The organism is Streptosporangium oxazolinicum, assembly GCF_039537505.1.
Lineage (GTDB): Bacteria > Actinomycetota > Actinomycetes > Streptosporangiales > Streptosporangiaceae > Streptosporangium > Streptosporangium oxazolinicum.
Map to the genome: position 1 here is coordinate 583,435 of NZ_BAABAQ010000001.1, position 20,537 is coordinate 603,971.

Here is a 20,537-nt window from a genome sequence, read left to right on the forward strand (position 1 = left end):
CTGAGACGACCGACCCCACACCGTATCCGGCGATTACCCCCAGTCACGACGCTTCAAAGTGGATTGTGGAATTTCCGCTTCATTTCTAGAGTGATCGAGCACGCCGTACCCCCTCCCCTCAGGGATACCGGATGCCTGAAACGTGGCCGCTCGCCGGGCACCTCCCCACGAAAGCCGGGGTAGCCCAGCCCGTCCGCAGTAGTGACCTCACCGTGCGTGAGGATGCCTCCGAAGAACTCCGGAGGCTCGTTTTGCGTGCCAAAACCGGAGACTCGGATGCTTTTGGCACGCTCTATGATCGTTACCTCACCCTGGTGTACCGCTACATCTACTTCCGGGTCGGCTCACACCCGCTGGCCGAGGATCTCACGAGCGAGACCTTTCTCCGCGCGCTCCGCCGGATCACGGACTTCACGTGGCAAGGGCGTGATTTCGGGGCCTGGCTCGTGACCATCGCGAGGAACCTGATCACCGATCACTTCAAGTCCGGCAGGTACCGCCTTGAGGTCACGACGGCCGAGGTGATCGACACACCGCTCGACGGCCCGCACATCCCGGAGAACGCCGTCGTCACCGCGATGATCAGCGACCGGGTGCTCACCGCCGTCCGCGACCTCGGCCCCGAGCAGCAGGAATGCGTGGTGCTGCGCTTCCTGCACGGCATGTCACTGGCCGAGACCGCGCTCATCATGGGCAAGAAGAGCGGCGCCATCAAGGCGCTCCAGTTCCGCGCGATCCGCGCCCTGGCCCGCGCGCTGCCCTCGGACCTCAGCTGACACCGGCTGACACCGGCCCGGTCGGCGCCGCCCCGCACATCCCGGCCCTGGCCGCCACGCCCGGGACGATGTTCCCCATGCCGATGTGGCGCAGCGCGTAACCTGCCGTGCCGAGTCGTCGTTAGGCAAGTGACACCGATGGATCATGAGCTGGGGGCGGCAGGGAGCGTTCATGGGGAAGTGGCTGCCCGGACTCTCACGGAGGTCGCAGGCGCGCATCCAAAAGCGGGTGTCACGGCTGGGAGCCCGCATGACGGCCGGCCCCCGGCCCGAGTTCAACGCCAGGCTCCGTGAGCGGCTCACCCAGTCCCCTCCCGGAGAGGACGTCCCCGAGCGCCCCCCGGCGGGACCCCGCCACTCCCGGCGACGGTCCCGTGTGGGGCTGTTCCCGCAGGTGCTCAGCGTCGCCCTGGTGACCGCGATGGTGGTATCCGGGATGTGGACCTACCGTTCCATGCCCGGGGACACCTTCTACCCGCTCAAGCGCGCCGCCGAGAGAACGTTGTTCCACCTGAGCAGCGACGCCGCCGAGCGGGCCGACCGCTCCTTCGGCTACGCCGAGACCCGCGCCCTGGAGGTGAAGGAGCTCCTGGGCTCCGGCGAGCGCGAGGACGAGCGCGAGGAGGTGATCGGGGAGACCCTCCAGGCCATGGAGGACACCACGCGCTCCGCGGTGACCTCCCTCAGGCAGATACGGCGCCGTGACTCCGCCCGCGCCAAGGAGCTCAAGCGCTTCGTCCAGAAACAGCGCACCCAGATCGCCGGGATGATCCCCAAGATGGGCGCCGAGAACCAGCGCAAGGCCCACGTCTACCTCAACTACATCGAGGGCCTCGCCTCACCCGAATAGCCGCTCCCGGACGGGACCGGCCCCGCCCTCCCGGACCACCGCGGGCGGGAACCCGGCGCCCCTCACCGCGACACCGAACCCCGGAGCCCCGGCCCTGCCGGGCTCGCGCGACGCCGTACGACCGTCGTACGACGCCAAGACGTCACATCGGGCTAACACGGACGCTACCGATCTCACCCCCCTGTCACGGTTAAGCTGAGGTGCTATGAGGCGGCTACTACGACGGCGGGACGAAGCGGGGCCGGACGGGCGGGCGACGGTCGGGGAGATCGCGGCCGGGGAGGTCGCGGCCGCGGCCGCCGTCGCGATGCCGATGGCCGAGCCCGACCCGGTGTCCGCCGCCTTCTTCGACGTCGACAACACCATGATGCGCGGCGCCTCCATCTACCACTTCGCCCGCGGCCTCGCCTCCCGGGGCCTGTTCACCAGCAGGGATCTGTTCAGGTTCGCGCTCGGCCAGATGATCTTCCGGATCCGCGGCGACGAGAACCCCGCTCACATCGAGGAGGCGAGGGAGACCGCGCTGGCGTTCGTGGCGGGCAGCAAGGTCGAGGATATCGTCCGGCTCGGTGAGGAGATCTACGACGAGGTGATGGCTGACCGCATCTGGGCGGGCACCCGCGCCATCGCGCAGGCACACCTCGACGCGGGCCAGCGGGTCTGGCTGGTCACCGCGACCCCGGTGGAGCTGGCCCGCGTGATCGCCCAGCGCCTCGGCCTGACCGGCGCGCTCGGCACCGTCGCGGAGACCGAGAGCGGCGTCTACACCGGCCGCCTGGTCGGCGACCTGCTCCACGGCCCCGCCAAGGCGGAGGCCGTCAGGGCACTGGCCCGCAGGGAGGGCCTCGACCTGTCCCGCTGTTCCGCCTACAGCGACTCCGCCAACGACCTGCCCCTGCTCTCCCTCGTCGGCCGCGCCACCGCGATCAACCCCGACGCCGAGCTGCGCGACTTCGCCCGGCAGAACAACTGGGACATCAAGGACTTCCGTACGGGACGCAAGGCGACCATGATCGGCCTGCCCATCGCGGCGGGCGCGGGGGCCATCGCGGGCGGCATCGCCGCCGCCGTCGCCCTGCGCCGCCACTACCGCTCCGGCCGCTGAGCCTCCCGGAGCCCGGGAGAGCCTCAGAAACCCCAGAAGCCCCAGAACCCTCAGAAGAAGGGCGGGAAGGCGGGGCCGCGCCTGAGCCTGAGCTCGTCGAGCCGCTGCTGGACGGCCTCCCTCACTTGGTCGGTGAGGTTGAAGACCAGCATGGGGTCGTCGGCGTCGGCGGGGTCGAGCTCGTCGGTGCGGATCGGCTCACCGAAGCCGATCATCCACTTGGACGGGAGCGGGACCAGCCCGAGGAGCCCGAACCAGGGGAACAGCGGCGTGACCGGCAGGTAGGGAAGACCGAGCGCCCTGGCCAGGAAGCGCAGATCACCGATCTTGGGGTAGATCTCCTCCGCGCCCACGATGGCGCAGGGCACGATCGGCACGCCCGCGCGGATGGCGGAGGCGACGAAGCCGCCCCGGCCGAAGCGCCGCAGCCGGTAGCGGTCGGAGAACGGCTTGCCGACCCCCTTGAAACCCTCGGGGAAGACACCGACGATCTCGCCCTTGCGGAGCAGCCGGTCGGCGTCCTCGCGGCAGGCGAGGGTGTGGCCGGTCTTGCGGGACAGGTGGCCGAGCACCGGGAGCCGGTAGACCAGGTCGGCCCCCAGGAGGCGGAGCGCGCGACGCTCGGGGTGGTCGTCGTACAGGGCCACCTGGAGCATGAGCCCGTCGAGCGGGAGGGTGCCCGAGTGGTTGGCCACGATCAGGGCTCCCGAGTCACCGGGCACGTTGCGCATGCCGACGGTCTCGGTGCGGAACCAGTGGCGGTACAGCGGGCGGATCAGCTCCAGCAGCACCCTGTCGGTGAGCTCCGCGTCGAACCCGAACTCGTCGACCTCGTACTCCCCGGTCACCCGGCGGCGCAGGAAGGCGAGCGCCTCGGCCAGCCGGTGATCGTCGTCTTCTCCGGCGTCTCCGCCGCTCACCCCGTCACCCGCCGGGACACCATGTCCACCAGGGCGGCGGGGAGGCCACCGGCCAGGTCACGCGCGCGGATGAAATCCTCGAAGGCCGCCGCGGTGGAGACCTTCGGCCTCCAGCCGAGAGCCGTGGACAGCGCGGTGGTGTCGACCACGCGTCCGTGGCACATCAGGCGGAGCTGCTCGGGGGAGAAACCGACCAGTCCCGCGCTCCGGGCGAGCTCGCCCACGAAGCGGAAGACGGGGGAGGGGACGGGCATCGGGAGCAGGCCCGCCCTGCGCGCGCACTGCGACAGCAGCAGCACGCCGTCCCCGGCCACGTTGAACGTCCCCGGGTGGTCTTCCATCGCCATCCGCCGCAACACCTCGACCGCGTCGTCCTCGTGGACGAACTGCAGCCGCGGGTCGAACCCGAACACGGTCGGCAGGACGGGCTGGGCGAAGTAGCGCGTCAGCGGTGAGTCGACGCCGGGTCCCATGAAGTTGGCGAACCTGAGCGTCGACACCGCGACATCGCGCCGCCGCCTGGCGAAGCCCCGGACATAGCCCTCCACCTCGGAGGCGTCCTTGGCGTAGCCACGGCTCGGAGGCTCTCCCGGCTCGGCGTCCTCGGTGAAGACCGCGGGATCGTGCGGGGAGGAACCGTAGACGGCGGTGGTCGAGCGTACGACGACACGGCGAACCGTCGCGGACCGCTGACAGGCACCGAGCAACTGCATGGTGCCGATGACGTTGTGCTCCTTCATGAGCGCCCGGCCGCCGCTCCTGGGAGGAGCGCTCACCAGACTCATGTGAACGACGGTGTCGATGTCGGCGGCCGCGATCACCTGGGCGATGTCGGGGCTGCGCAGGTCGACGCGGACGAACTCCGTCCGGCCGAGAGGTACGCCGCCATCACGTGGGAGTGAGGGCGGCGGCACCGGCGGCACCGTATCCACTCCGATGACCCGGTCGATGTCCGGGTCATCCGCGAGAACGCTCGCCACTCGGGCGCCGATGTGGCGCGAGACCCCGGTGACAAGCACGGTGTGGGTCATCGGCGCCTCGCAGGTCCGCGCTACTTCTTGTTACGCCGCTGGATGCGGGTCTTCTTCAGAAGCTTGCGGTGCTTCTTCTTCGCCATGCGCTTACGGCGCTTCTTGATCACAGAGCCCACGGGACCCCCAGGTAGCTGGTAGCCGAGATTGTCGAACCGGTGCGCGAGAGCACACCGGCACAACAGACTACCGGCGATCCACGGTAGATCGCCCCTGGGGGGACCCCGGGCGCATGAACTCACGACGTGGCGACCACGTCGCTACCCCGATGAGACACGGACCGGCTCTCCAACGGTCATAACCGGAAATCATGCCCCGGTCAGACCGGAAGAAGCAGGACCGTGAGCGGCCCGGCACGCCTGGCTCACCTCACGACCGGATCGTCCCTCCCGGCCGCTCGGCTCGACGCGTCGAGCTCACCCTGTCTCAACCTGCCTCGATGTAGGCATCCCTGAGATAATCGTGCACCGCCTGCTCCGGCACCCGGAAGGATCGACCGACCCGGATGGCCGGCAGCTCGCCCGAATGCACGAGTCGGTACACAGTCATCTTGGACACCCTCATGACAGTGGCCACTTCTGCCACCGTCAGGAACTTCACCTCGCTGAGAGGTCTTTCGCCTGCACCCATCGGACGCCTCTTCCGCACGTGTATCCGGGTTATCCCCACTGGTGCCATTGCTCACGCACGTGTACTGCCGTCAGCGTAAGTCGGGACCCCTGTCACGCAAACCCCCTATTTTCTCAGCCTTCGGAGTCCCACGTCAGCGAAACGCATGAAATCGCTGGCCAGCAGGTGGACCGTGCCCCTCGCATTGATCTTGGAACGGACCAACTGTCTCCCATTAGAGTCGCCCACAATCGCCAAAAAGTTGGCAAACGGTCGGCGAGGTAGGTGGAATGCAGGCGCGAAATGCCCGTATAGGGATGACCTAATTTGCGCATCCCTCGCCTCAGAGAGCTCGCACGACCCTCTCGACCAGGTGATGCGTCAGCGGTGCGTAATACCTGGGTAGCACGTTGTCATCAAGAGGGACGGTGACCGCGATCTTGCCCTCCGCCTCCCCGACGAAGAGGGCCGGGTCGTTGCTGTCGGCGAACCCGACCGTGAGGATGCCCGCCTCCCCCGCCGCCCCGGCCCAGCCGTGGTCGGCGATCACCAGATCGGGACGGTCGGCGTCCAGTTCGGCGATCATGGCGCGCATCGGGGCGGGATCGTGGGTGTGCACGAAGGCGCCCTTGTCGTCGAGCATCGCGACGTCGTCCATGTAGCGGATCTTGCGCCTGCGACCGAACCCGCTGCCCCAGTACGACCAGCCCTCGGCCGGTGACATCAGGGTCACGCCACGCTCCCTGAGCATCCGGCCCAGGGCCATGTGGATGGTGAGCAGGCCGGTGGGGTGCCCGGTGGCGATCAGGATCCTGGGACTCTCCCCCCGGAGCACACCGGCGATCGTGTCGCCCATCTTCTCGACCGCCTCGATCGTACGGTCGGGGTCGATGGTGTCCTGCCCCTCCCGGTGCCCGGGATCCGCCACGACCCCGGCGGACTTGGCCATCAGCTCCAGCACGTCCCGGTAGGACCAGGCGCCGTCCATCGTCAGCCCGAACATGTAGTGCGGATCACGGTTGGACAGCGACCGGTAGTGGTCCAGGTTGTTCTCCCGGCTGGTCGCCACGTCACCGGCGATCCGGGTACGGATCAGATGCTCACGAAGCTCGGCGCGAGTCATCGGCGACGCTTCGCGTCGCGGCTCGGGCGCTGGGACCCGGTGACTTCCCTCGTCACTCATCCGCTCGTTCCTCGCTACTTCGTTCCTCGGTCCAGTTCACCGGCGCACCCTCGCGGGCCACTTCGTTCCTCAGTCCGGTTCACCGGCGGGCCATGGGTCACGGGAGGGGATCAAGCCCGTGGGAGGGGAAGACGGCGTTCCTTGTCGCCATGATGGCCCGATCGATCGGATCTGCTGGATCATAACCAGCGGAGAAATCGCGAAATTCCGGATTTCGGCCATCAGTCAGCGTCAACGGCGCCGTCTGGTTGGTCCGTTCCTTGACGAACGTGCGCCACGCTTCGGGAGTGGCGGTCCGGGGATCGAGGGGGTGGCCCGCCACCTCCGCGATCAGGTGGGTCCACGCCCGGGGCACGACCTGCACCAGCTCGTACCCTCCGCCGCCGGTCACGATCCACCGCCCGCCCGCGGTCTCGTGGGCCAGCTCGTGCAGCGCCGCGTACGCGGCCCGCTGGCCGTCCACGCTGAGCATCAGGTTGGCCAGCGGGTCGAGGGCGTGGCTGTCGCAACCGTGCTGGGTGACCAGGACGTCGGGGGCGAACTCCCGCAGCAGCGGCGGGACCACCGCGTGGAAGGCCCTGAGCCAGCCACTGTCGCCGCATCCGGCGGGCAGGGCCACATTGACCGCGGTGCCCTCCGCGCCACGCTCCTCGGGGAACCCCGTGCCGGGAAAGAGGGTGCGGGGACTCTCGTGCAGGCTGACGGTGAGGACCCTGGGGTCGTCGTAGAACAGCGCCTGCACGCCGTCGCCGTGGTGCACGTCCACATCCACGTAGGCGACCCTGGACGCGCCCTGGGCCAGCAGCCACGCGATCGCCGCGGCCGGGTCGTTGTAGACGCAGAACCCGCTCGCCGCGGCGGCCATCGCGTGGTGCAGGCCGCCCGCGATGTTGACCGCGTGCTCGGCCTCGCCGCTCCACACCGCGCGGGCCGCGGCCAGGCTCGCACCGGTGATCAGGGCGGACGCCTCGTGGACCCCGGCGAAGGCGGGATTGTCCGTGGTGCCGAGCCCGTAGGCCACGTCGGGCCGCCCGGTGGCGGAGACCCGCTTCACGGCCTCGATGTAGTCGCGCTCGTGGACGAGCGCCAGCTCGTCATCGGTGGCGGGCACGCAGCCGCCCATCTCCACCCGATCCAGCACGCCGAGCTCCCGGGCCAGCGCCATGGTCAGCTCGACCCGCACGGGCGCGAGCGGGTGCCCCGGGCCGAAGTCGTACGAGGTGAGCGCATCGTCCCAGACAACCCGCACGGACCGGCTCATGCGCACTCCCTGTCTGGTCGCGACGCCGCGCGTCACGGCTCGATCTTCCTGCTCCCGGCTCGACGTTACCGCACGTATACGGAATGGCGTTTACGCAGCCGCCTCGGAGGACGGACCCGTTTTGTCTGAGCGAAATACTGTGGTTCATCGCTTTTAACGGGCGGGTTCGACACGCCACGCCGGACATCCGGACACTCCGGGATCACCGTGTCCTCCGGCGCGGACCTCAGGTGGCGGAGACCCGGCGCAGTCCCCTGACGGCGGGGACCAGCAGGAGTGAGGCGCACCCGGCGACCGCCACGACCGAAGACACGGCCAGCAGCTGCGGCGCGCCCACCAGCCCGGCCACCGGACCGGCGAGCACCTGGCCAACCGGGACGAACAGGGTCGATCCGGCGACCTCGTACGCGGTGACCCGGTTGAGCGCCTCCGGCGGCACCTGGGTCTGGATGCTCGTGGCCCACATGACCGACCAGAACGCCCATCCCGCGCCGCCGATCACGTGCGCGGCCATGAGGACGGCGGGCGGCGACGCCACGGCGATGGAGAGCGGCTCCAGGGCGAAGCCGAACAGGCCGATCGCACCGGCCATCAGCGGCCGTCCCGGGCGGACCCGCATGGCGACCAGGCCGCCGACGATGGTGCCCGCGCCGGAGGCGGACATGACCAGGCCGTAGGCGGTCTCGCCGAGCCGTTCGCTGATCAGCACCGAGCCCAGCGGGATCATCGGGCCGAACAGGGTGACGCCGAAGACCGCCCAGACCAGGATCACCGACCACATCCAGGTCCTGGACCGGAACTCCTGCCAGCCCCCGCGCAGGTTACGCCACATCGACTGCTCGGCGACCGGACCGGCGACCACGGGCAGGCGCAGGAGGAGCAGGCACACCGCGCTGATGGCGAATCCCACCGCGTCGATCGCGAAGACGACGCCGACCCCGGAGAAGCCGACGATGGCACCGGCGACGCCGGGACCGGCCAGCAGCATGATCGACTCGGAGACGCGCAGGGTGGCGTTGGCCTTCTGCACGTCCCGCGCCACGCGCGGGACCGTGCTGGAGACGCCGGGCTGGTACATCGCGGCGGCGACGCCGTTGATCGCGGAGATGACGAGGATCTGCCAGAGGTCCGGCCTGCCGAAGACGAACAGCGCCGCGCTGGTCCCCTGGCTCACCACCCGGACCGTGTCGGCGCCGATCATCATGCGGCGCGGTGTGAACCGGTCGGCGAAGACCCCGCCGAACAGGATGAGCACCGCGAAGGGCGCCATCCACGCGGCCAGCGCCAGCCCCACCCCGGTGGGGCCGTAGCCGAGCCCGCCCACGCCCACCGCCGTCGCGAACGGGACCATCGCGGCCCCGAGCATGGAGACGGACCTGGCGGTGAAGAAGAGCAGGAAGCTCCGCGTCCATACGGCGGGTCCGGCCTGTTCCCGCCGCTCATCAGCCGATACGGCCTGCCCCACGATCGCCTCGTTCCCCCGGAGTCCCGGGGAAGATGATGCCGTACGTAGGAAAGTTTCCTAATAGAGGGGTGGGCTCAGCCCTCGGCGAGCTGGCGTCCCCGGTCCCGGGCGGCCTCGATGGCGGCCAGGAAGGCGGCACGGACGCTGTGTCGCTCCAGCTCGGCGATGGCCGAGATGGTGGTGCCGCCCGGCGAGGTGACCGCCTCGCGGAGGATCACCGGGTGCTCCCCCGAGTCACGGAGCATGATCGCCGCTCCGACGATCGACTGGGTGACCATGTCGAGGGCGGCGGCGCGGGGCATGCCGAGCAGGATGCCGGCGTCGACCATGGCCTCGACCAGGTAGAAGAAGTAGGCGGGACCGCTGCCCGACAGGGCCGTGGCCGCGTCCTGCTGCGACTCGGGGATGCGCAGCACCTTGCCGACCGGGCTGAACAGGTCCTCGGCGTGCCTGAGGTGCTCCTCGGAGGCGTGCGCGCCCGCCGAGATCACGCTCATCGCCTCGTCGACCAGCACCGGCGTGTTGGACATGACCCGGACCACCGGGATCTCGGCACCGAGCCGCGACTCGACGAACGAGGTCGTGATCCCCGCCGCCGCCGAGATCACCAGGCGGTCGGCCGGGATGTGGCCCGCGATCTCGGCGAGCAGGGACCCCATGTCCTGCGGCTTGACCGCGAGGATGATCGTGTCGGCGTCCTTGGCCGCCTCGGCGTTGGAGGCCACCCGCACGCCGTACCGCTCCGCGAGGGCCTGACCCCGCTCGGCGCGCCGCGCCGTCGCGATCACGTCGCCCGGCTTGAACCCGGCCCTGAGCAGCCCGGACAACAGGGCCTCCCCCATCTTGCCGGTTCCAAGAATCGCGATCATGTGAGCACCTCGAAATCGTGGATCAGGACTCCCCGCAGCCTATCGGTCCCGCCCCCGGCGGAAATCATCCCGCGCAACGATCGGTGGCGATGTATGCTATGTATATACATTACCAACATAGGAGGGGTGAATGAGTGTCACCCAGATCGACCTCGACGACGAGGCCCTCGCCGAGGCGATGCGGATGTTGGGCACCACCACGAAGAAGGACACGGTGAACGCCGCCCTGCGGGAGTACGTGGCGCGCGTCAGGCGCATCGAGGCGCTGGAGGCCCTCTCCGCCCGAGCGGCCCGGGGAGAGTTCGACGACGCGGCGAAGGCGCGCCGGACGGCGAAGCAGGCCCGGGACGACGCCTTCTCGTGATCTCCTACCTGGCGGACACATCCGCCCTGTGGCACCTCTTCCGCACCCCGGAGACGCAGGAGGCGTGGGCCGACCGGATCGCCTCCGGGGCGCTGAGCGTCTGCGAGCCCACGAGAACCGAGTTCCTGTACTCCGCGACCGGCCCGGCTCACCGCGACGAGCTGGAAGCGGAGCTCGGTGACCTCTGCCGCCTGGCGGCCGTCCCCAAGTCCGCGTGGCGCTGGGTGGAGAACGCGCAGTACAAGCTCACCCAGAAGGGCCGACACCGTTCCGCCGGACCGATCGACCTGCTGCTGTGCGCGACCGCCGTACACCATGGACTGACCGTGTTACACGTCGACCAGGACTTCGTCACCGTCTCGGCGGTCATGACCGAGGTCCGGCAGCGCGACATCAGGGTGTCCTGAACCTCTCCCGGCCCCGATCCGTCTTAGGGGTATGCGTATGATCGCGACCTCTATCCTGGCCGGAAGCCTCCTGCTGGTGCCGGGCTGCGGCACCGAACCCAGCGCCACGGTCACCGCCGCCTCCCCCTCACGACCGGTGAGTCAGGCCACCTCCATCCCCGGCGGCCCCTCCGAACCGGCGAGCCACAGCGTGGCTCCCCGGGAGGAGCCCACGAGCGGTGCCCCCAAACCGACGAAACCCGAGGGCCACACCGACAACCCCCGCAAGGTCAGGTGGCTGACGGCCAAGCCGTCCAAGGACGGCCGGAGCCTGCGGGTCACCTGGTGGTCCGGAGTGGAGCCGTGCAACGTGCTCGACCGGGTCACCGTGCGCGAGACCTCCAAGCGGGTGACCGTCACCCTCTGGGAGGGCCCGAGCAGCAAGGCCCAGAACGTCGCCTGCATCGAGATCGCCATCCAGAAGGTGACGACCGTCAAGCTCAAGAAGCCCCTCGGCTCCCGCAAGGTCGTCGACGGCGCCCGCTGACACGGCCCCTCACACAAAGACACCAAAGACACCGGAGTACGCCCATCGCGGGCGGTGGCCGGGCCGTCCTTCCTCGAAGCGAACCTCGACCCGAAAAGGACCGGTGGGCGTCGTACGAGTCCTGTGGGCGGTGACCTGACGGCTCCGGTCACCGCCCGGGAACATTCGCGCTCGTTCCCTCGTCAGAGGGGGTGGCGGGCATCACTTCGTCTCCCTCCGAAACCGGGAATGACTCCGCGCGGCCGAGGGTTGAGCCCAGTAGACTCAAGTCGTTTGACAAACGTCACACGAGGTTCCACTATGAGTCTCATCGACTCAACTTTGACTACAAGGACGTACTCATGGCACGTGCGGTAGGTATCGACCTGGGGACGACCAACTCCGTCGTCTCGATTCTTGAGGGCGGTGAGCCCACCGTCATCGCCAACGCTCAGGGTTCGCGGACCACGCCGTCCGTGGTCGCGTTCGCGAAGAACGGCGAGGTCCTCGTCGGAGAGGTCGCCAAGCGGCAGGCCGTCACCAACGTCGACCGGACGATCCGCTCGGTCAAGCGCGAGATGGGCACCAACTGGTCCGTCGAGATCGACGGCAAGAAGTCCAACCCGCAGCAGATCAGCGCGTTCGTCCTGCAGAAGCTGAAGCAGGACGCCGAAGCCTACCTGGGCGAGAAGATCACCGACGCGGTGATCACCGTTCCCGCCTACTTCAACGACGCCCAGCGCCAGGCCACCCAGGAAGCCGGCACCATCGCCGGTCTGAACGTGCTGCGCATCATCAACGAGCCCACCGCGGCCGCGCTGGCGTACGGCCTGGACAAGGAGAAGGACGAGACCATCCTCGTCTTCGACCTCGGCGGCGGCACCTTCGACGTGTCCCTGCTCGACGTCGGCCAGGAGGACGGCCACGGCTTCGTCGAGGTCAAGGCCACCAGCGGCGACAACCACCTCGGTGGCGACGACTGGGACCAGCGCGTCGTGGACGAGCTGGCCAACCGGTTCAAGAACGCGCACGGCGTCGACCTGACCAAGGACAAGATGGCCCTGCAGCGTCTGCGCGAGGCCGCGGAGAAGGCCAAGATCGAGCTCTCCAGCCAGTCGGAGACCTCCATCAACCTCCCCTACATCACCGCCTCGGCCGAGGGTCCCCTCCACCTGGAGGAGAAGCTCACCCGCGCCGAGTTCCAGCGGATCACCGCCGATCTCCTCGAGCGGTGCAAGGGCCCGTTCAACCAGGTCGTCAAGGACGCCGGGATCAAGGTCTCCGACATCGCCCACGTGGTGCTCGTCGGCGGCTCGACCCGCATGCCCGCCGTGGCCGAGCTCGTCAAGGAGCTGACCGCGGGCCAGGAGCCCAACAAGGGCGTCAACCCGGACGAGGTCGTGGCCATCGGCGCCGCCCTCCAGGCCGGTGTGCTCAAGGGCGAGGTCAAGGACGTCCTGCTGCTCGACGTGACCCCGCTGAGCCTGGGCATCGAGACCAAGGGCGGGATCTTCACCAAGATCATCGAGCGCAACACCACGATCCCGACCAAGCGCTCCGAGGTCTTCACCACGGCCGAGGACAACCAGCCGTCGGTGCAGATCCAGGTCTACCAGGGCGAGCGCGAGATCGCCGCGTACAACAAGAAGCTGGCCACCTTCGAGCTGACCGGCATCGCCCCGGCGCCGCGCGGCATCCCGCAGATCGAGGTCACCTTCGACATCGACGCCAACGGCATCGTCAACGTCTCCGCCAAGGACCTCGGCACCGGCAAGGAGCAGACGATGACGATCACCGGCGGCTCCGCGCTGCCGAAGGACGACATCGAGCGCATGATGCGCGAGGCCGAGTCCTACGCCGAGGAGGACAAGAAGCGTCGTGAGGAGGCCGAGGTCCGCAACAACGCCGACTCCCTCGTCTACCAGACCGAGAAGTTCCTCGGGGAGAACGCCGAGAAGGTCCCCGACGACATCAAGACCGAGGTCAACGAGGCCGTCGCCGAGCTGAAGAAGGCTCTGGAGGGCACCGACTCGTCCGTGATCCGCACCTCCGCGGAGAAGCTCGCCACGGTCAGCCAGAAGATGGGGTCCGCCATCTACGCCCAGGCGCAGGGCTCCGAGGCCCCGGCCGGTGCCGGCGCTCCCGGCGCGGACGCCACCGACGGGCAGAAGGCCGACGACGACGTGGTCGAGGCCGAGATCGTGGACGACGAGCCGAAGCGCGACAACGGCGCCAAGTGACGGTCGGAAAGCCGAGGGGAGCACCAGCGTGAGCACGCGCGAGAACGGTTCCGAGGAGGAGCCGGTGATCCGCGACAACCGGAAGATAGACCCGGAGACGGGGCAGGTACGCGAGGCGAAGCAGGCCGAGACCACCGGCCAGAACGACAAGGAGCAGGCGGCCGACACGTCGTCCTCCCTGGCGTCCGACCTGGCCTCGATCGAGCTGGCCACCCAGCTCGCCGAGCGCACCGCGGACCTGCAGCGCCTTCAGGCCGAGTATTCCAACTATCGCAAGCGGGTCGAGCGGGACCGCGTGGCGGTCAAGGAGCAGGCGGTGGCCGGCGTGCTGGCCGAGTTGCTGCCGGTCCTCGACGACATCGGCCGGGCCCGCGACCACGGGGAGCTGACCGGCGGTTTCGCCAAGGTGAGCGAGTCGCTGGAGGCGGCCACCGGGAAGCTGGGGCTGAGCACCTTCGGCGCCAAGGGTGAGCCGTTCGACCCGACGGTGCACGAGGCCCTGCTGCACAGCTACTCCCCCGACGTCACAGAGCCGACCTGCGTGGAGATCCTGCAGCCCGGTTACCGGATCGGCGAGCGAGTGCTCCGCCCCGCGCGCGTCGCGGTCGCGGAGCCAGAAGAGCCCGCCGCGGACGACAACTGACACCCCCACATCTGATCTCTGAGAAGGAACGTAGATGAGCACCAAGGACTACCTGGAGAAGGACTACTACGCCGTCCTTGGTGTGCCCAAGACCGCTACGGCCGATGAGATCAAGAAGGCGTACCGGAAGCTGGCCAGGCAGTATCACCCGGACGCCAACCCCGGCAGCTCGAAGGCCTCCGAGAGCACCGCCAAGTTCAAGGAGGTCTCGGAGGCGTACGACATCCTTTCCGACACCAAGCGCCGCAAGGAGTACGACGAGGCGCGGACGCTGTTCGGATCGGGCCTCGGCGGCTACGCCGGGGGCGCGGGGGCTCCGCGCTCGGGCGGTTTCCCGTTCGACCTGGGAGACCTGTTCGGGGGGACCGGCCAGCAGCAGAGCGGCACCGGAGAGCGCATCGGCGACATCTTCGGCGGGCTCTTCAACCGGGGCGGCACGAGCCGCCCCGGGGGGACGGCGACCAGGGCGCGGCGCGGCCAGGACATCGAGTCCGAGGTCTCGCTCTCCTTCTCCGAGGCGGTGGAGGGCACCACGGTGTCCCTCCGCCTGACCAGCTCCTCCGCGTGCACCGGATGCGGAGGCACCGGCGCCAAGGCCGGGACCACCCCGAGGGTCTGCCCGACCTGCGAGGGCACCGGGGCGGCGAGCCGCAACCTCGGCAACTTCGCCTTCTCCGAACCGTGCCGCGACTGCAAGGGCCGGGGCCTGCTGGTGGACGACCCGTGCCCGGTGTGCGACGGGAGCGGGCGGGGCAAGAGCACCCGCACGATCCAGGCCCGCATCCCGGCGGGGGTCGGCGACAACCAGCGGATCAAGCTCAAGGCCAAGGGCGCGCCCGGCGAGAACGGCGGTCCCGCCGGTGACCTCTACGTCCAGATCCACGTCAAGCCGCACGCCGTGTTCGGCAGGACGGGAGAGAACCTGACGGTCACCGTCCCGGTGACCTTCACCGAGGCCGCGCTGGGCGCCGAGATCAAGGTGCCGATCCTGAAGGGGCTGCCGGTCACGCTGCGCATCCCCGAGGGCACCCCGAACGGCCGCACCTTCCGGGTGCGCGGCAGGGGTGTGGCGCGCAAGGACGGCACCAAGGGCGACCTGCTCGCCACGATCGAGGTCCTGGTGCCGCAGCAACTGGAGGACAAGGCGAGGGGCGCCCTTGAGGAGTTCCGCGACGCCACCTCGGGTGGTGACCCGCGGGCGGACCTGATCGAACAGGCCAGAAGCGAGTAGCCATGGAAGCCAACTACTTCGATCTGTCGGACGACACACCCGTCTACGTGATCTCGGTGGCCGCCCAGCTGTCGGGTCTGCATCCGCAGACCCTGCGCCAGTACGACCGTCTCGGCCTGGTCAGTCCGGGCCGTACGGCGGGACGCGGACGCCTGTACTCCACCCGCGACATCGTGATGCTCCGCGAGGTCCAGCGGCTCTCCCAGGAGGAGGGCATCAACCTCGCGGGCATCAAGCGAATCCTGGTCCTCGAAACGGAGGCCCTGCGCCTGCGTGACGAGAACCACCGCCTGCGCGCGGAGATGAACATGATCCGCGCGCTCATCCAGTACCAGCTGCCCCCCGCCTGAGACGAGACTCCGTCCCACGCCTTGGGGACGCGCCTGTGACCGGGCCGTGAGAACACGCCGCGGCCGCACAGGGCTCCGTGAGGACGCGCCGGGCCGGCGTCGCCATCGAACACAGCACTTTCGAGTGAGGCCTGACAAGCATGGACTACAAGCTCACCCAGAAGAGCCAGGCGGCGGTCTCCTCCGCCATCAGGCGGGCGGCCGCCGAAGGCAATCCCGAGGTCGCCCCGGCCCACCTGTTCACCGCGCTGCTCACCCAGACCGGCGGCACCGCCGTGCCCCTGCTCGAAGCGGTGGGCGCCGACTGGAAGCAGCTGAGGGTCGAGGCCGAGAAGCAGCTCGCGGCCCTGCCGAAGGCGCAGGGCTCCACGGTCAGCGCCCCGTCGAGCTCCCGGCAGCTGCTCACCGCGATGAACACCGCGGCCCAGCGGGCCCGCGGGCTTGAGGACGACTACGTCTCGACCGAGCACCTGCTGGTCGGTCTCGCCACCGACGGCGGACCCGTCGCCACGCTGCTCAAGGCGAACGGCGCGAGCCCGAACGCGCTGCTCGACGCCTTCGAGAAGGTGCGCGGGCACGCCAGGGTGACCAGCGAGACGCCGGAGGACACCTACCAGGCGCTGGAGAAGTACGGGATCGACCTGACCGAGCGGGCCAGGGCGGGCAAGCTCGACCCGGTGATCGGCCGCGACTCGGAGATCCGGCGCGTCATCCAGGTGCTCAGCCGCCGTACCAAGAACAACCCGGTGCTCATCGGCGAGCCCGGCGTCGGCAAGACCGCCGTGGTGGAGGGGCTGGCCCAGCGGATCGTCGCGGGCGACGTCCCCTCCAGCCTGCGCGACAAGCGCCTGATCGCGCTCGACCTCAGCGCGATGGTCGCCGGCGCCAAGTACCGAGGCGAGTTCGAGGAGCGCCTCAAGGCGGTGCTCGGGGAGATCAAGGAGAGTGACGGCCAGGTCGTCACCTTCATCGACGAGCTGCACACCATGGTCGGCGCGGGTGCCGCCGAGGGCGCGATGGACGCGGGCAACATGCTCAAGCCCATGCTGGCCCGCGGCGAGCTGCGGATGATCGGCGCGACCACGCTGGACGAGTACCGCGAGCGCATCGAGAAGGACCCCGCGCTGGAGCGGCGCTTCCAGCAGGTCTACGTGGGCGAGCCCACCGTCGAGGACACCATCGCCATCCTGCGCGGGCTCAAGGGCCGCTACGAGGCCCACCACCAGGTCCAGATCTCCGACGGCGCGCTCGTGGCCGCCGCCGCGCTCTCCGACCGCTACATCACCTCCCGCTTCCTGCCCGACAAGGCGATCGACCTCGTCGACGAGGCGGCCTCCCGGCTCCGCATGGAGATCGACTCCCGCCCGGTGGAGATCGACCAGCTCCAGCGGAACGTCGACCGGATGAAGATGGAGGAGCTGGCGCTCGCCAAGGAGACCGACGAGAGCAGCCTGCAGCGGCTGGAGCGGCTCCGCGGGGAGCTCGCCGACCGCCAGGAGGACCTCAACGCCCTGGTCGGCCGCTGGGAGCAGGAGAAGGCGGGGCTCAACCGGGTCGGCGACCTGAAGAAGCAGATCGACGAGGTGCGCGGCGCCGCCGAGCGCGCGCAGCGCGACGGCGACTTCGAGGCCGCCTCGCGGCTGATGTACGCCGAGGTGCCCAAGCTGGAGGCCGAGCTCGCCGAGGCCAGTAAGGCCGCCCAGCCCGAGGACCCCATGGTCAAGGAGGAGGTCGGCTCCGACGACATCGCCCAGGTGATCTCCTCGTGGACCGGCATCCCCGCGGGCCGGCTGCTCGAGGGCGAGACCGCCAAGCTGCTCCGCATGGAGGAGGAGCTCGGCAGGCGGCTGATCGGCCAGCGGCAGGCGGTCCAGGCGGTCTCCGACGCCGTACGGCGGGCGCGGGCGGGCATCTCCGACCCGGACCGGCCGACCGGCAGCTTCCTGTTCCTCGGCCCGACGGGTGTCGGCAAGACGGAGCTGGCCAAGGCGCTTGCGGACTTCCTGTTCGACGACGAGCGGGCGATGGTCCGCATCGACATGAGCGAGTACGGCGAGAAGCACAGCGTCGCGCGCCTGGTGGGCGCCCCTCCCGGCTACGTGGGCTACGAGGAGGGCGGCCAGCTCACCGAGGCCGTCCGGCGCAGGCCCTACGGCGTGGTGCTGCTGGACGAGGTCGAGAAGGCCCACCCGGAGGTCTTCGACATCCTGCTCCAGGTGCTCGACGACGGGCGGCTCACCGACGGGCAGGGCCGGACGGTCGACTTCCGCAACGTGATCCTGATCCTCACCTCCAACATCGGCTCGCAGTTCCTCGTGGACCCGGGCATGGAGAAGGAGGCCCAGCGGACCGCCGTGATGGCCGCGGTCAGGAACGCGTTCAAGCCGGAGTTCCTCAACCGGCTCGACGACGTGATCCAGTTCGACGCGCTCGGCACGGAGGAGCTGTCCAGGATCGTGGACCTGCAGGTGGCCCACCTGGCCAGGCGCCTGGCGGACCGGCGGCTCACGCTGACCGTGACCCCGGTGGCACGCGACTGGCTGGCGCTGACGGGCTACGACCCGCTGTACGGCGCGCGTCCGCTCCGCCGCCTCGTCCAGTCCGCGATCGGCGACAAGCTGGCCAAGGAGGTGCTCTCCGGCGAGGTCCAGGACGGCGACGAGGTGCTGGTCGACCTCGACGAGACGAGCGACTCCCTGGTCATCGGCCCGGTGCGGGCCTGACCGCGACCGGACGGGCCCGGTAATGGCTTGACCACCATTGAGCCAAGCGCGCTCCTGGACGAGACCCCCCTGTTACTTTCGGTTTTCATCGGATTACCGAACGCAACAGGGGGATGCGCATGTCGAACTCATCACGGAACATCCGGGGAGTCCTCGCGATGGCGGTGCTCACGGTCGGCGCCGGCTTGACGATGGTCTCTCCGGCGTCGGCGCAGGTCGTGCCCTGCCAGGAGCCGAGCGCCACGGCGGGGGCGCTGGGGGCGCCGGGACCGGTGGAGCCCGCGTGCGAGGAGACCGGGGCCGCCGGGACCGCCGCGACCCCCGCGACTCCCGCGACTCCCGAGGGAGCGCAGGCCGCGAACGGCGCCGAGACGCCGCCGGTCACGGACGGCGCCATGACGCCGCCGGCCGCGAGCACCGGTGAGGCGCAGACGGCGGCGAGCGGCACGACACTGCCCGCGACGGTGAGCGGCGTGGAAACGCCCGCGGCGGCGAGTGGCGCGACGCTGCCCGCGACGGTGAGCGACGCGGCACCGCCCGCGACGGCGAGCGGCGCGGAGGCGCCGGTGCTCGTGGACGGCGCCGGGGCACCGGTGGCCGCGAACGTCGGCGAGACGTCCGTGACCGCGGACCGGCTCGCACGCGTCACCGGCCTGCCCGAGCTCTCCCAGCCCTCCGCCGTGGTCAGCTTCGCCGACGCCGGGGGCGTCGCGGCGGGCACCGGCTTCCACGCCCTGCCCTTCGGGCTGTCGAGCCTTCCCTCTCAGGAGTGGACGAACTCGTGGGTGAGCGTCATGGCCGAGGCGCCGGACCTGCCCGGCCTGCCGGGCGCGCCGGGCGCTCCCAGCGACGGCATCAGCTGGCTGCGGGCCCCGGCACCCCCGGCGCCCGGCGAGCTCGTCGAGGCCCCGGCCGTGCCGGGCGCACCGGACGCACCGGCGGCGGCGGTCGCACCGGTCGCACCGGCTGACGAGCCCGTGCCCCCGGTGTCGGCTCCCGCCCCGGCGGAGACCGGCACCGAGAACCTGCCCCCGGCCGAGATGCCCGCCGCCAGCGTGCCCTCCGCCGACATGCCCCCCGCGGACATGCCCGCGGTGGAGCAGCCTGCCCCCGTACGCCCGGAGGCCCCCGCGCTGCCGGACGCTCCCGCGACCGGCGGAGCCACGATGGAAAGCACCGTGAGCGGAGTCACGACGGAGGGCACCGCGAGCGGAGCCACGACGGAAGCCGCCGCGAGCGGTACCACGATGGAGGGCAGCGCGGCGGTTCCCGCCCTTCCCGCGCTGGAGGGAACGCTCCCGAACCTCAACGCGGAGTAAACGCGAAGTAGGAGGCGGTGGGCCGGCCACCGGTCCGAGGACCGGTGGCCGACCCACCGCCGAACCGTCGCGGGGGAGGGCAGCGCCTCACGGGGCACGGCCCTCCCCCGCCGCGTGTCAGGTCGGCGGGGCCCGGGGGAGCCGTCAGTGCGAGGTGTCCAGGAGGGCGTCGAGCTCGTCCTCGGGGAGGCCGAGGTCGACGCGGATCCGGTAGCGGGTTCTGAGCAGGGCGATGTGCTCGCCGCTGCCCTCCACCGCCCGGTGCGCCCCCTCGGTGGCCCACTGATGGGCCTCCCCCAGGTCGCCGTAGGCGACGAGGGTCTCGGCGACCGTGAGGGCGGTGGCCGCGGTGACGTCACCGACGGCGCGGATCGCCGCGATCACCTCCCTCGCCTCGTCCGGTCGTTCGAGCTCGAAGAGGGTGTCGGCGATCCCGGCCCGGGGATCGACGCTCACCTCGCCGCCGTCGTCCATCGCCCGCTGGAAGCAGTCGAAGGCCCGAGCCGGCTGTCCGGCCTGCCGCCACTCCTCGGCGGCGAGCACGAGGATCGCCGCCCGTGATATGTCGCCGGACGCGTACGCCTCGACCAGGGCTTCGAGTCGCCGGGCCAGGTCTTCGTGATCATCGGCCAGAAGTGCCTGCTCAAGCAATCGATCAAGTTGCTCACGTGTCACATGCGCCACAT

Annotated in this window: 20 protein-coding genes and 1 pseudogene; 12 read left to right on the forward strand and 9 right to left on the reverse strand. The window is 70.0% G+C overall.

Translation table 11 applies throughout. The features are described from left to right. Positions 1-131: 131 nt before the first annotated feature. The 3 genes from ABD817_RS02745 to ABD817_RS02755 all read left to right on the forward strand — a co-directional run bounded on the left by ABD817_RS02745 (position 132) and on the right by ABD817_RS02755 (position 2,731). Positions 132-776 carry a sigma-70 family RNA polymerase sigma factor gene (locus tag ABD817_RS02745; RefSeq protein WP_344914605.1) on the forward strand — a complete coding sequence of 215 codons (645 nt, stop codon included), beginning with the start codon at positions 132-134 and terminating at the stop codon, positions 774-776. A 250-nt stretch (positions 777-1,026) separates the two neighbouring features. Continuing rightward, entirely contained in the window at positions 1,027-1,626 is a 600-nt protein-coding gene (locus ABD817_RS02750; protein ID WP_344914607.1) for a DUF5667 domain-containing protein, read from the forward strand. 205 nt (positions 1,627-1,831) lie between these two features. Continuing rightward, complete coding sequence (locus ABD817_RS02755; RefSeq protein ID WP_344914609.1) at positions 1,832-2,731, forward strand: HAD family hydrolase; 900 nt, start codon at positions 1,832-1,834, stop codon at positions 2,729-2,731. A gap of 50 nt (positions 2,732-2,781) precedes the next feature. Here ABD817_RS02755 and ABD817_RS02760 read toward each other — a convergent pair whose 3' ends face one another. The 8 genes from ABD817_RS02760 to proC all read right to left on the reverse strand — a co-directional run bounded on the left by ABD817_RS02760 (position 2,782) and on the right by proC (position 10,069). Continuing rightward, positions 2,782-3,651, reverse strand: coding sequence for a lysophospholipid acyltransferase family protein (locus tag ABD817_RS02760; RefSeq protein ID WP_344914610.1), 870 nt, complete (start codon positions 3,649-3,651; stop codon positions 2,782-2,784). Beyond that, complete coding sequence (locus tag ABD817_RS02765) at positions 3,648-4,682, reverse strand: NAD-dependent epimerase/dehydratase family protein (protein ID WP_344914612.1); 1,035 nt, start codon at positions 4,680-4,682, stop codon at positions 3,648-3,650. The genes ABD817_RS02760 and ABD817_RS02765 overlap by 4 nt, the downstream gene beginning before the upstream one ends. A gap of 20 nt (positions 4,683-4,702) precedes the next feature. Then, positions 4,703-4,801, reverse strand: coding sequence for a 30S ribosomal protein bS22 (locus ABD817_RS02770; RefSeq protein WP_018654693.1), 99 nt, complete (start codon positions 4,799-4,801; stop codon positions 4,703-4,705). A gap of 307 nt (positions 4,802-5,108) precedes the next feature. Further along, positions 5,109-5,312, reverse strand: coding sequence for a helix-turn-helix domain-containing protein (locus ABD817_RS02775; protein WP_012887307.1), 204 nt, complete (start codon positions 5,310-5,312; stop codon positions 5,109-5,111). A gap of 322 nt (positions 5,313-5,634) precedes the next feature. Further along, positions 5,635-6,414: a phosphatase gene (locus ABD817_RS02780; protein WP_344914614.1), complete on the reverse strand. Its 780-nt coding sequence runs from the start codon at positions 6,412-6,414 to the stop codon at positions 5,635-5,637. A gap of 157 nt (positions 6,415-6,571) precedes the next feature. Beyond that, positions 6,572-7,735, reverse strand: coding sequence for an acetoin utilization protein AcuC (locus ABD817_RS02785; protein ID WP_344914616.1), 1,164 nt, complete (start codon positions 7,733-7,735; stop codon positions 6,572-6,574). A 226-nt stretch (positions 7,736-7,961) separates the two neighbouring features. Further along, positions 7,962-9,200 carry an MFS transporter gene (locus tag ABD817_RS02790; protein WP_344914618.1) on the reverse strand — a complete coding sequence of 413 codons (1,239 nt, stop codon included), beginning with the start codon at positions 9,198-9,200 and terminating at the stop codon, positions 7,962-7,964. 74 nt (positions 9,201-9,274) lie between these two features. After that, a complete protein-coding gene (gene proC / locus ABD817_RS02795) occupies positions 9,275-10,069 on the reverse strand; it encodes a pyrroline-5-carboxylate reductase (protein WP_344914620.1) in 795 nt (264 codons plus the stop codon). 130 nt (positions 10,070-10,199) lie between these two features. Between proC and ABD817_RS02800 the strand changes: the two genes are divergently transcribed. The 9 genes and pseudogenes from ABD817_RS02800 to ABD817_RS02840 all read left to right on the forward strand — a co-directional run bounded on the left by ABD817_RS02800 (position 10,200) and on the right by ABD817_RS02840 (position 19,851). After that, complete coding sequence (locus ABD817_RS02800; protein WP_344914622.1) at positions 10,200-10,433, forward strand: type II toxin-antitoxin system VapB family antitoxin; 234 nt, start codon at positions 10,200-10,202, stop codon at positions 10,431-10,433. Further along, positions 10,430-10,840 (forward strand): PIN domain nuclease, encoded by a 411-nt coding sequence (locus ABD817_RS02805; protein ID WP_344914624.1) that lies wholly within the window; start codon positions 10,430-10,432, stop codon positions 10,838-10,840. Before ABD817_RS02800 ends, ABD817_RS02805 begins: the two co-directional genes overlap by 4 nt. Positions 10,841-10,877: 37 nt before the next feature. Beyond that, positions 10,878-11,366 carry a hypothetical protein gene (locus tag ABD817_RS02810; protein ID WP_344914625.1) on the forward strand — a complete coding sequence of 163 codons (489 nt, stop codon included), beginning with the start codon at positions 10,878-10,880 and terminating at the stop codon, positions 11,364-11,366. 341 nt (positions 11,367-11,707) lie between these two features. After that, a complete protein-coding gene (gene dnaK, locus ABD817_RS02815; protein ID WP_344914626.1) occupies positions 11,708-13,585 on the forward strand; it encodes a molecular chaperone DnaK in 1,878 nt (625 codons plus the stop codon). Between the two features lie 28 nt (positions 13,586-13,613). Continuing rightward, a complete protein-coding gene (gene grpE, locus ABD817_RS02820; protein ID WP_344914627.1) occupies positions 13,614-14,228 on the forward strand; it encodes a nucleotide exchange factor GrpE in 615 nt (204 codons plus the stop codon). Between the two features lie 34 nt (positions 14,229-14,262). Then, complete coding sequence (dnaJ, locus tag ABD817_RS02825; protein ID WP_344914628.1) at positions 14,263-15,459, forward strand: molecular chaperone DnaJ; 1,197 nt, start codon at positions 14,263-14,265, stop codon at positions 15,457-15,459. Positions 15,460-15,461: 2 nt separating this feature from the next. Next, positions 15,462-15,714, forward strand: a pseudogene (locus ABD817_RS02830) (heat shock protein transcriptional repressor HspR); the annotation flags it as partial. A gap of 235 nt (positions 15,715-15,949) precedes the next feature. Beyond that, positions 15,950-18,532 (forward strand): ATP-dependent chaperone ClpB, encoded by a 2,583-nt coding sequence (clpB, locus tag ABD817_RS02835; protein WP_344914629.1) that lies wholly within the window; start codon positions 15,950-15,952, stop codon positions 18,530-18,532. Positions 18,533-18,651: 119 nt separating this feature from the next. After that, positions 18,652-19,851, forward strand: a complete 1,200-nt coding sequence (locus ABD817_RS02840) for a hypothetical protein (RefSeq protein ID WP_344914630.1) — start codon at positions 18,652-18,654, stop codon at positions 19,849-19,851. Positions 19,852-19,995: 144 nt separating this feature from the next. Here ABD817_RS02840 and ABD817_RS02845 read toward each other — a convergent pair whose 3' ends face one another. Then, positions 19,996-20,535: a hypothetical protein gene (locus tag ABD817_RS02845; protein WP_344914632.1), complete on the reverse strand. Its 540-nt coding sequence runs from the start codon at positions 20,533-20,535 to the stop codon at positions 19,996-19,998. Between the last annotated feature and the right edge of the window lie 2 nt (positions 20,536-20,537).

Excerpts from the sequence above, each read along its gene's own strand:
- ABD817_RS02750 (WP_344914607.1), top strand. The coding sequence starts at position 1,027 with ATGACGGCCGGCCCCCGGCCCGAGTTCAACGCCAGGCTCCGTGAGCGG.
- ABD817_RS02745 (WP_344914605.1), top strand. The coding sequence starts at position 132 with ATGCCTGAAACGTGGCCGCTCGCCGGGCACCTCCCCACGAAAGCCGGG.
- ABD817_RS02840 (WP_344914630.1), top strand. The coding sequence starts at position 18,652 with ATGTCGAACTCATCACGGAACATCCGGGGAGTCCTCGCGATGGCGGTG.
- dnaK (WP_344914626.1), top strand. The coding sequence starts at position 11,708 with ATGGCACGTGCGGTAGGTATCGACCTGGGGACGACCAACTCCGTCGTC.
- ABD817_RS02765 (WP_344914612.1), bottom strand. The coding sequence starts at position 4,682 with ATGACCCACACCGTGCTTGTCACCGGGGTCTCGCGCCACATCGGCGCC.
- dnaJ (WP_344914628.1), top strand. The coding sequence starts at position 14,263 with ATGAGCACCAAGGACTACCTGGAGAAGGACTACTACGCCGTCCTTGGT.
- proC (WP_344914620.1), bottom strand. The coding sequence starts at position 10,069 with ATGATCGCGATTCTTGGAACCGGCAAGATGGGGGAGGCCCTGTTGTCC.
- ABD817_RS02800 (WP_344914622.1), top strand. The coding sequence starts at position 10,200 with ATGAGTGTCACCCAGATCGACCTCGACGACGAGGCCCTCGCCGAGGCG.
- ABD817_RS02810 (WP_344914625.1), top strand. The coding sequence starts at position 10,878 with ATGATCGCGACCTCTATCCTGGCCGGAAGCCTCCTGCTGGTGCCGGGC.
- ABD817_RS02755 (WP_344914609.1), top strand. The coding sequence starts at position 1,832 with ATGAGGCGGCTACTACGACGGCGGGACGAAGCGGGGCCGGACGGGCGG.
- ABD817_RS02785 (WP_344914616.1), bottom strand. The coding sequence starts at position 7,735 with ATGAGCCGGTCCGTGCGGGTTGTCTGGGACGATGCGCTCACCTCGTAC.
- clpB (WP_344914629.1), top strand. The coding sequence starts at position 15,950 with ATGGACTACAAGCTCACCCAGAAGAGCCAGGCGGCGGTCTCCTCCGCC.
- ABD817_RS02775 (WP_012887307.1), bottom strand. The coding sequence starts at position 5,312 with ATGGGTGCAGGCGAAAGACCTCTCAGCGAGGTGAAGTTCCTGACGGTG.
- ABD817_RS02780 (WP_344914614.1), bottom strand. The coding sequence starts at position 6,414 with ATGACTCGCGCCGAGCTTCGTGAGCATCTGATCCGTACCCGGATCGCC.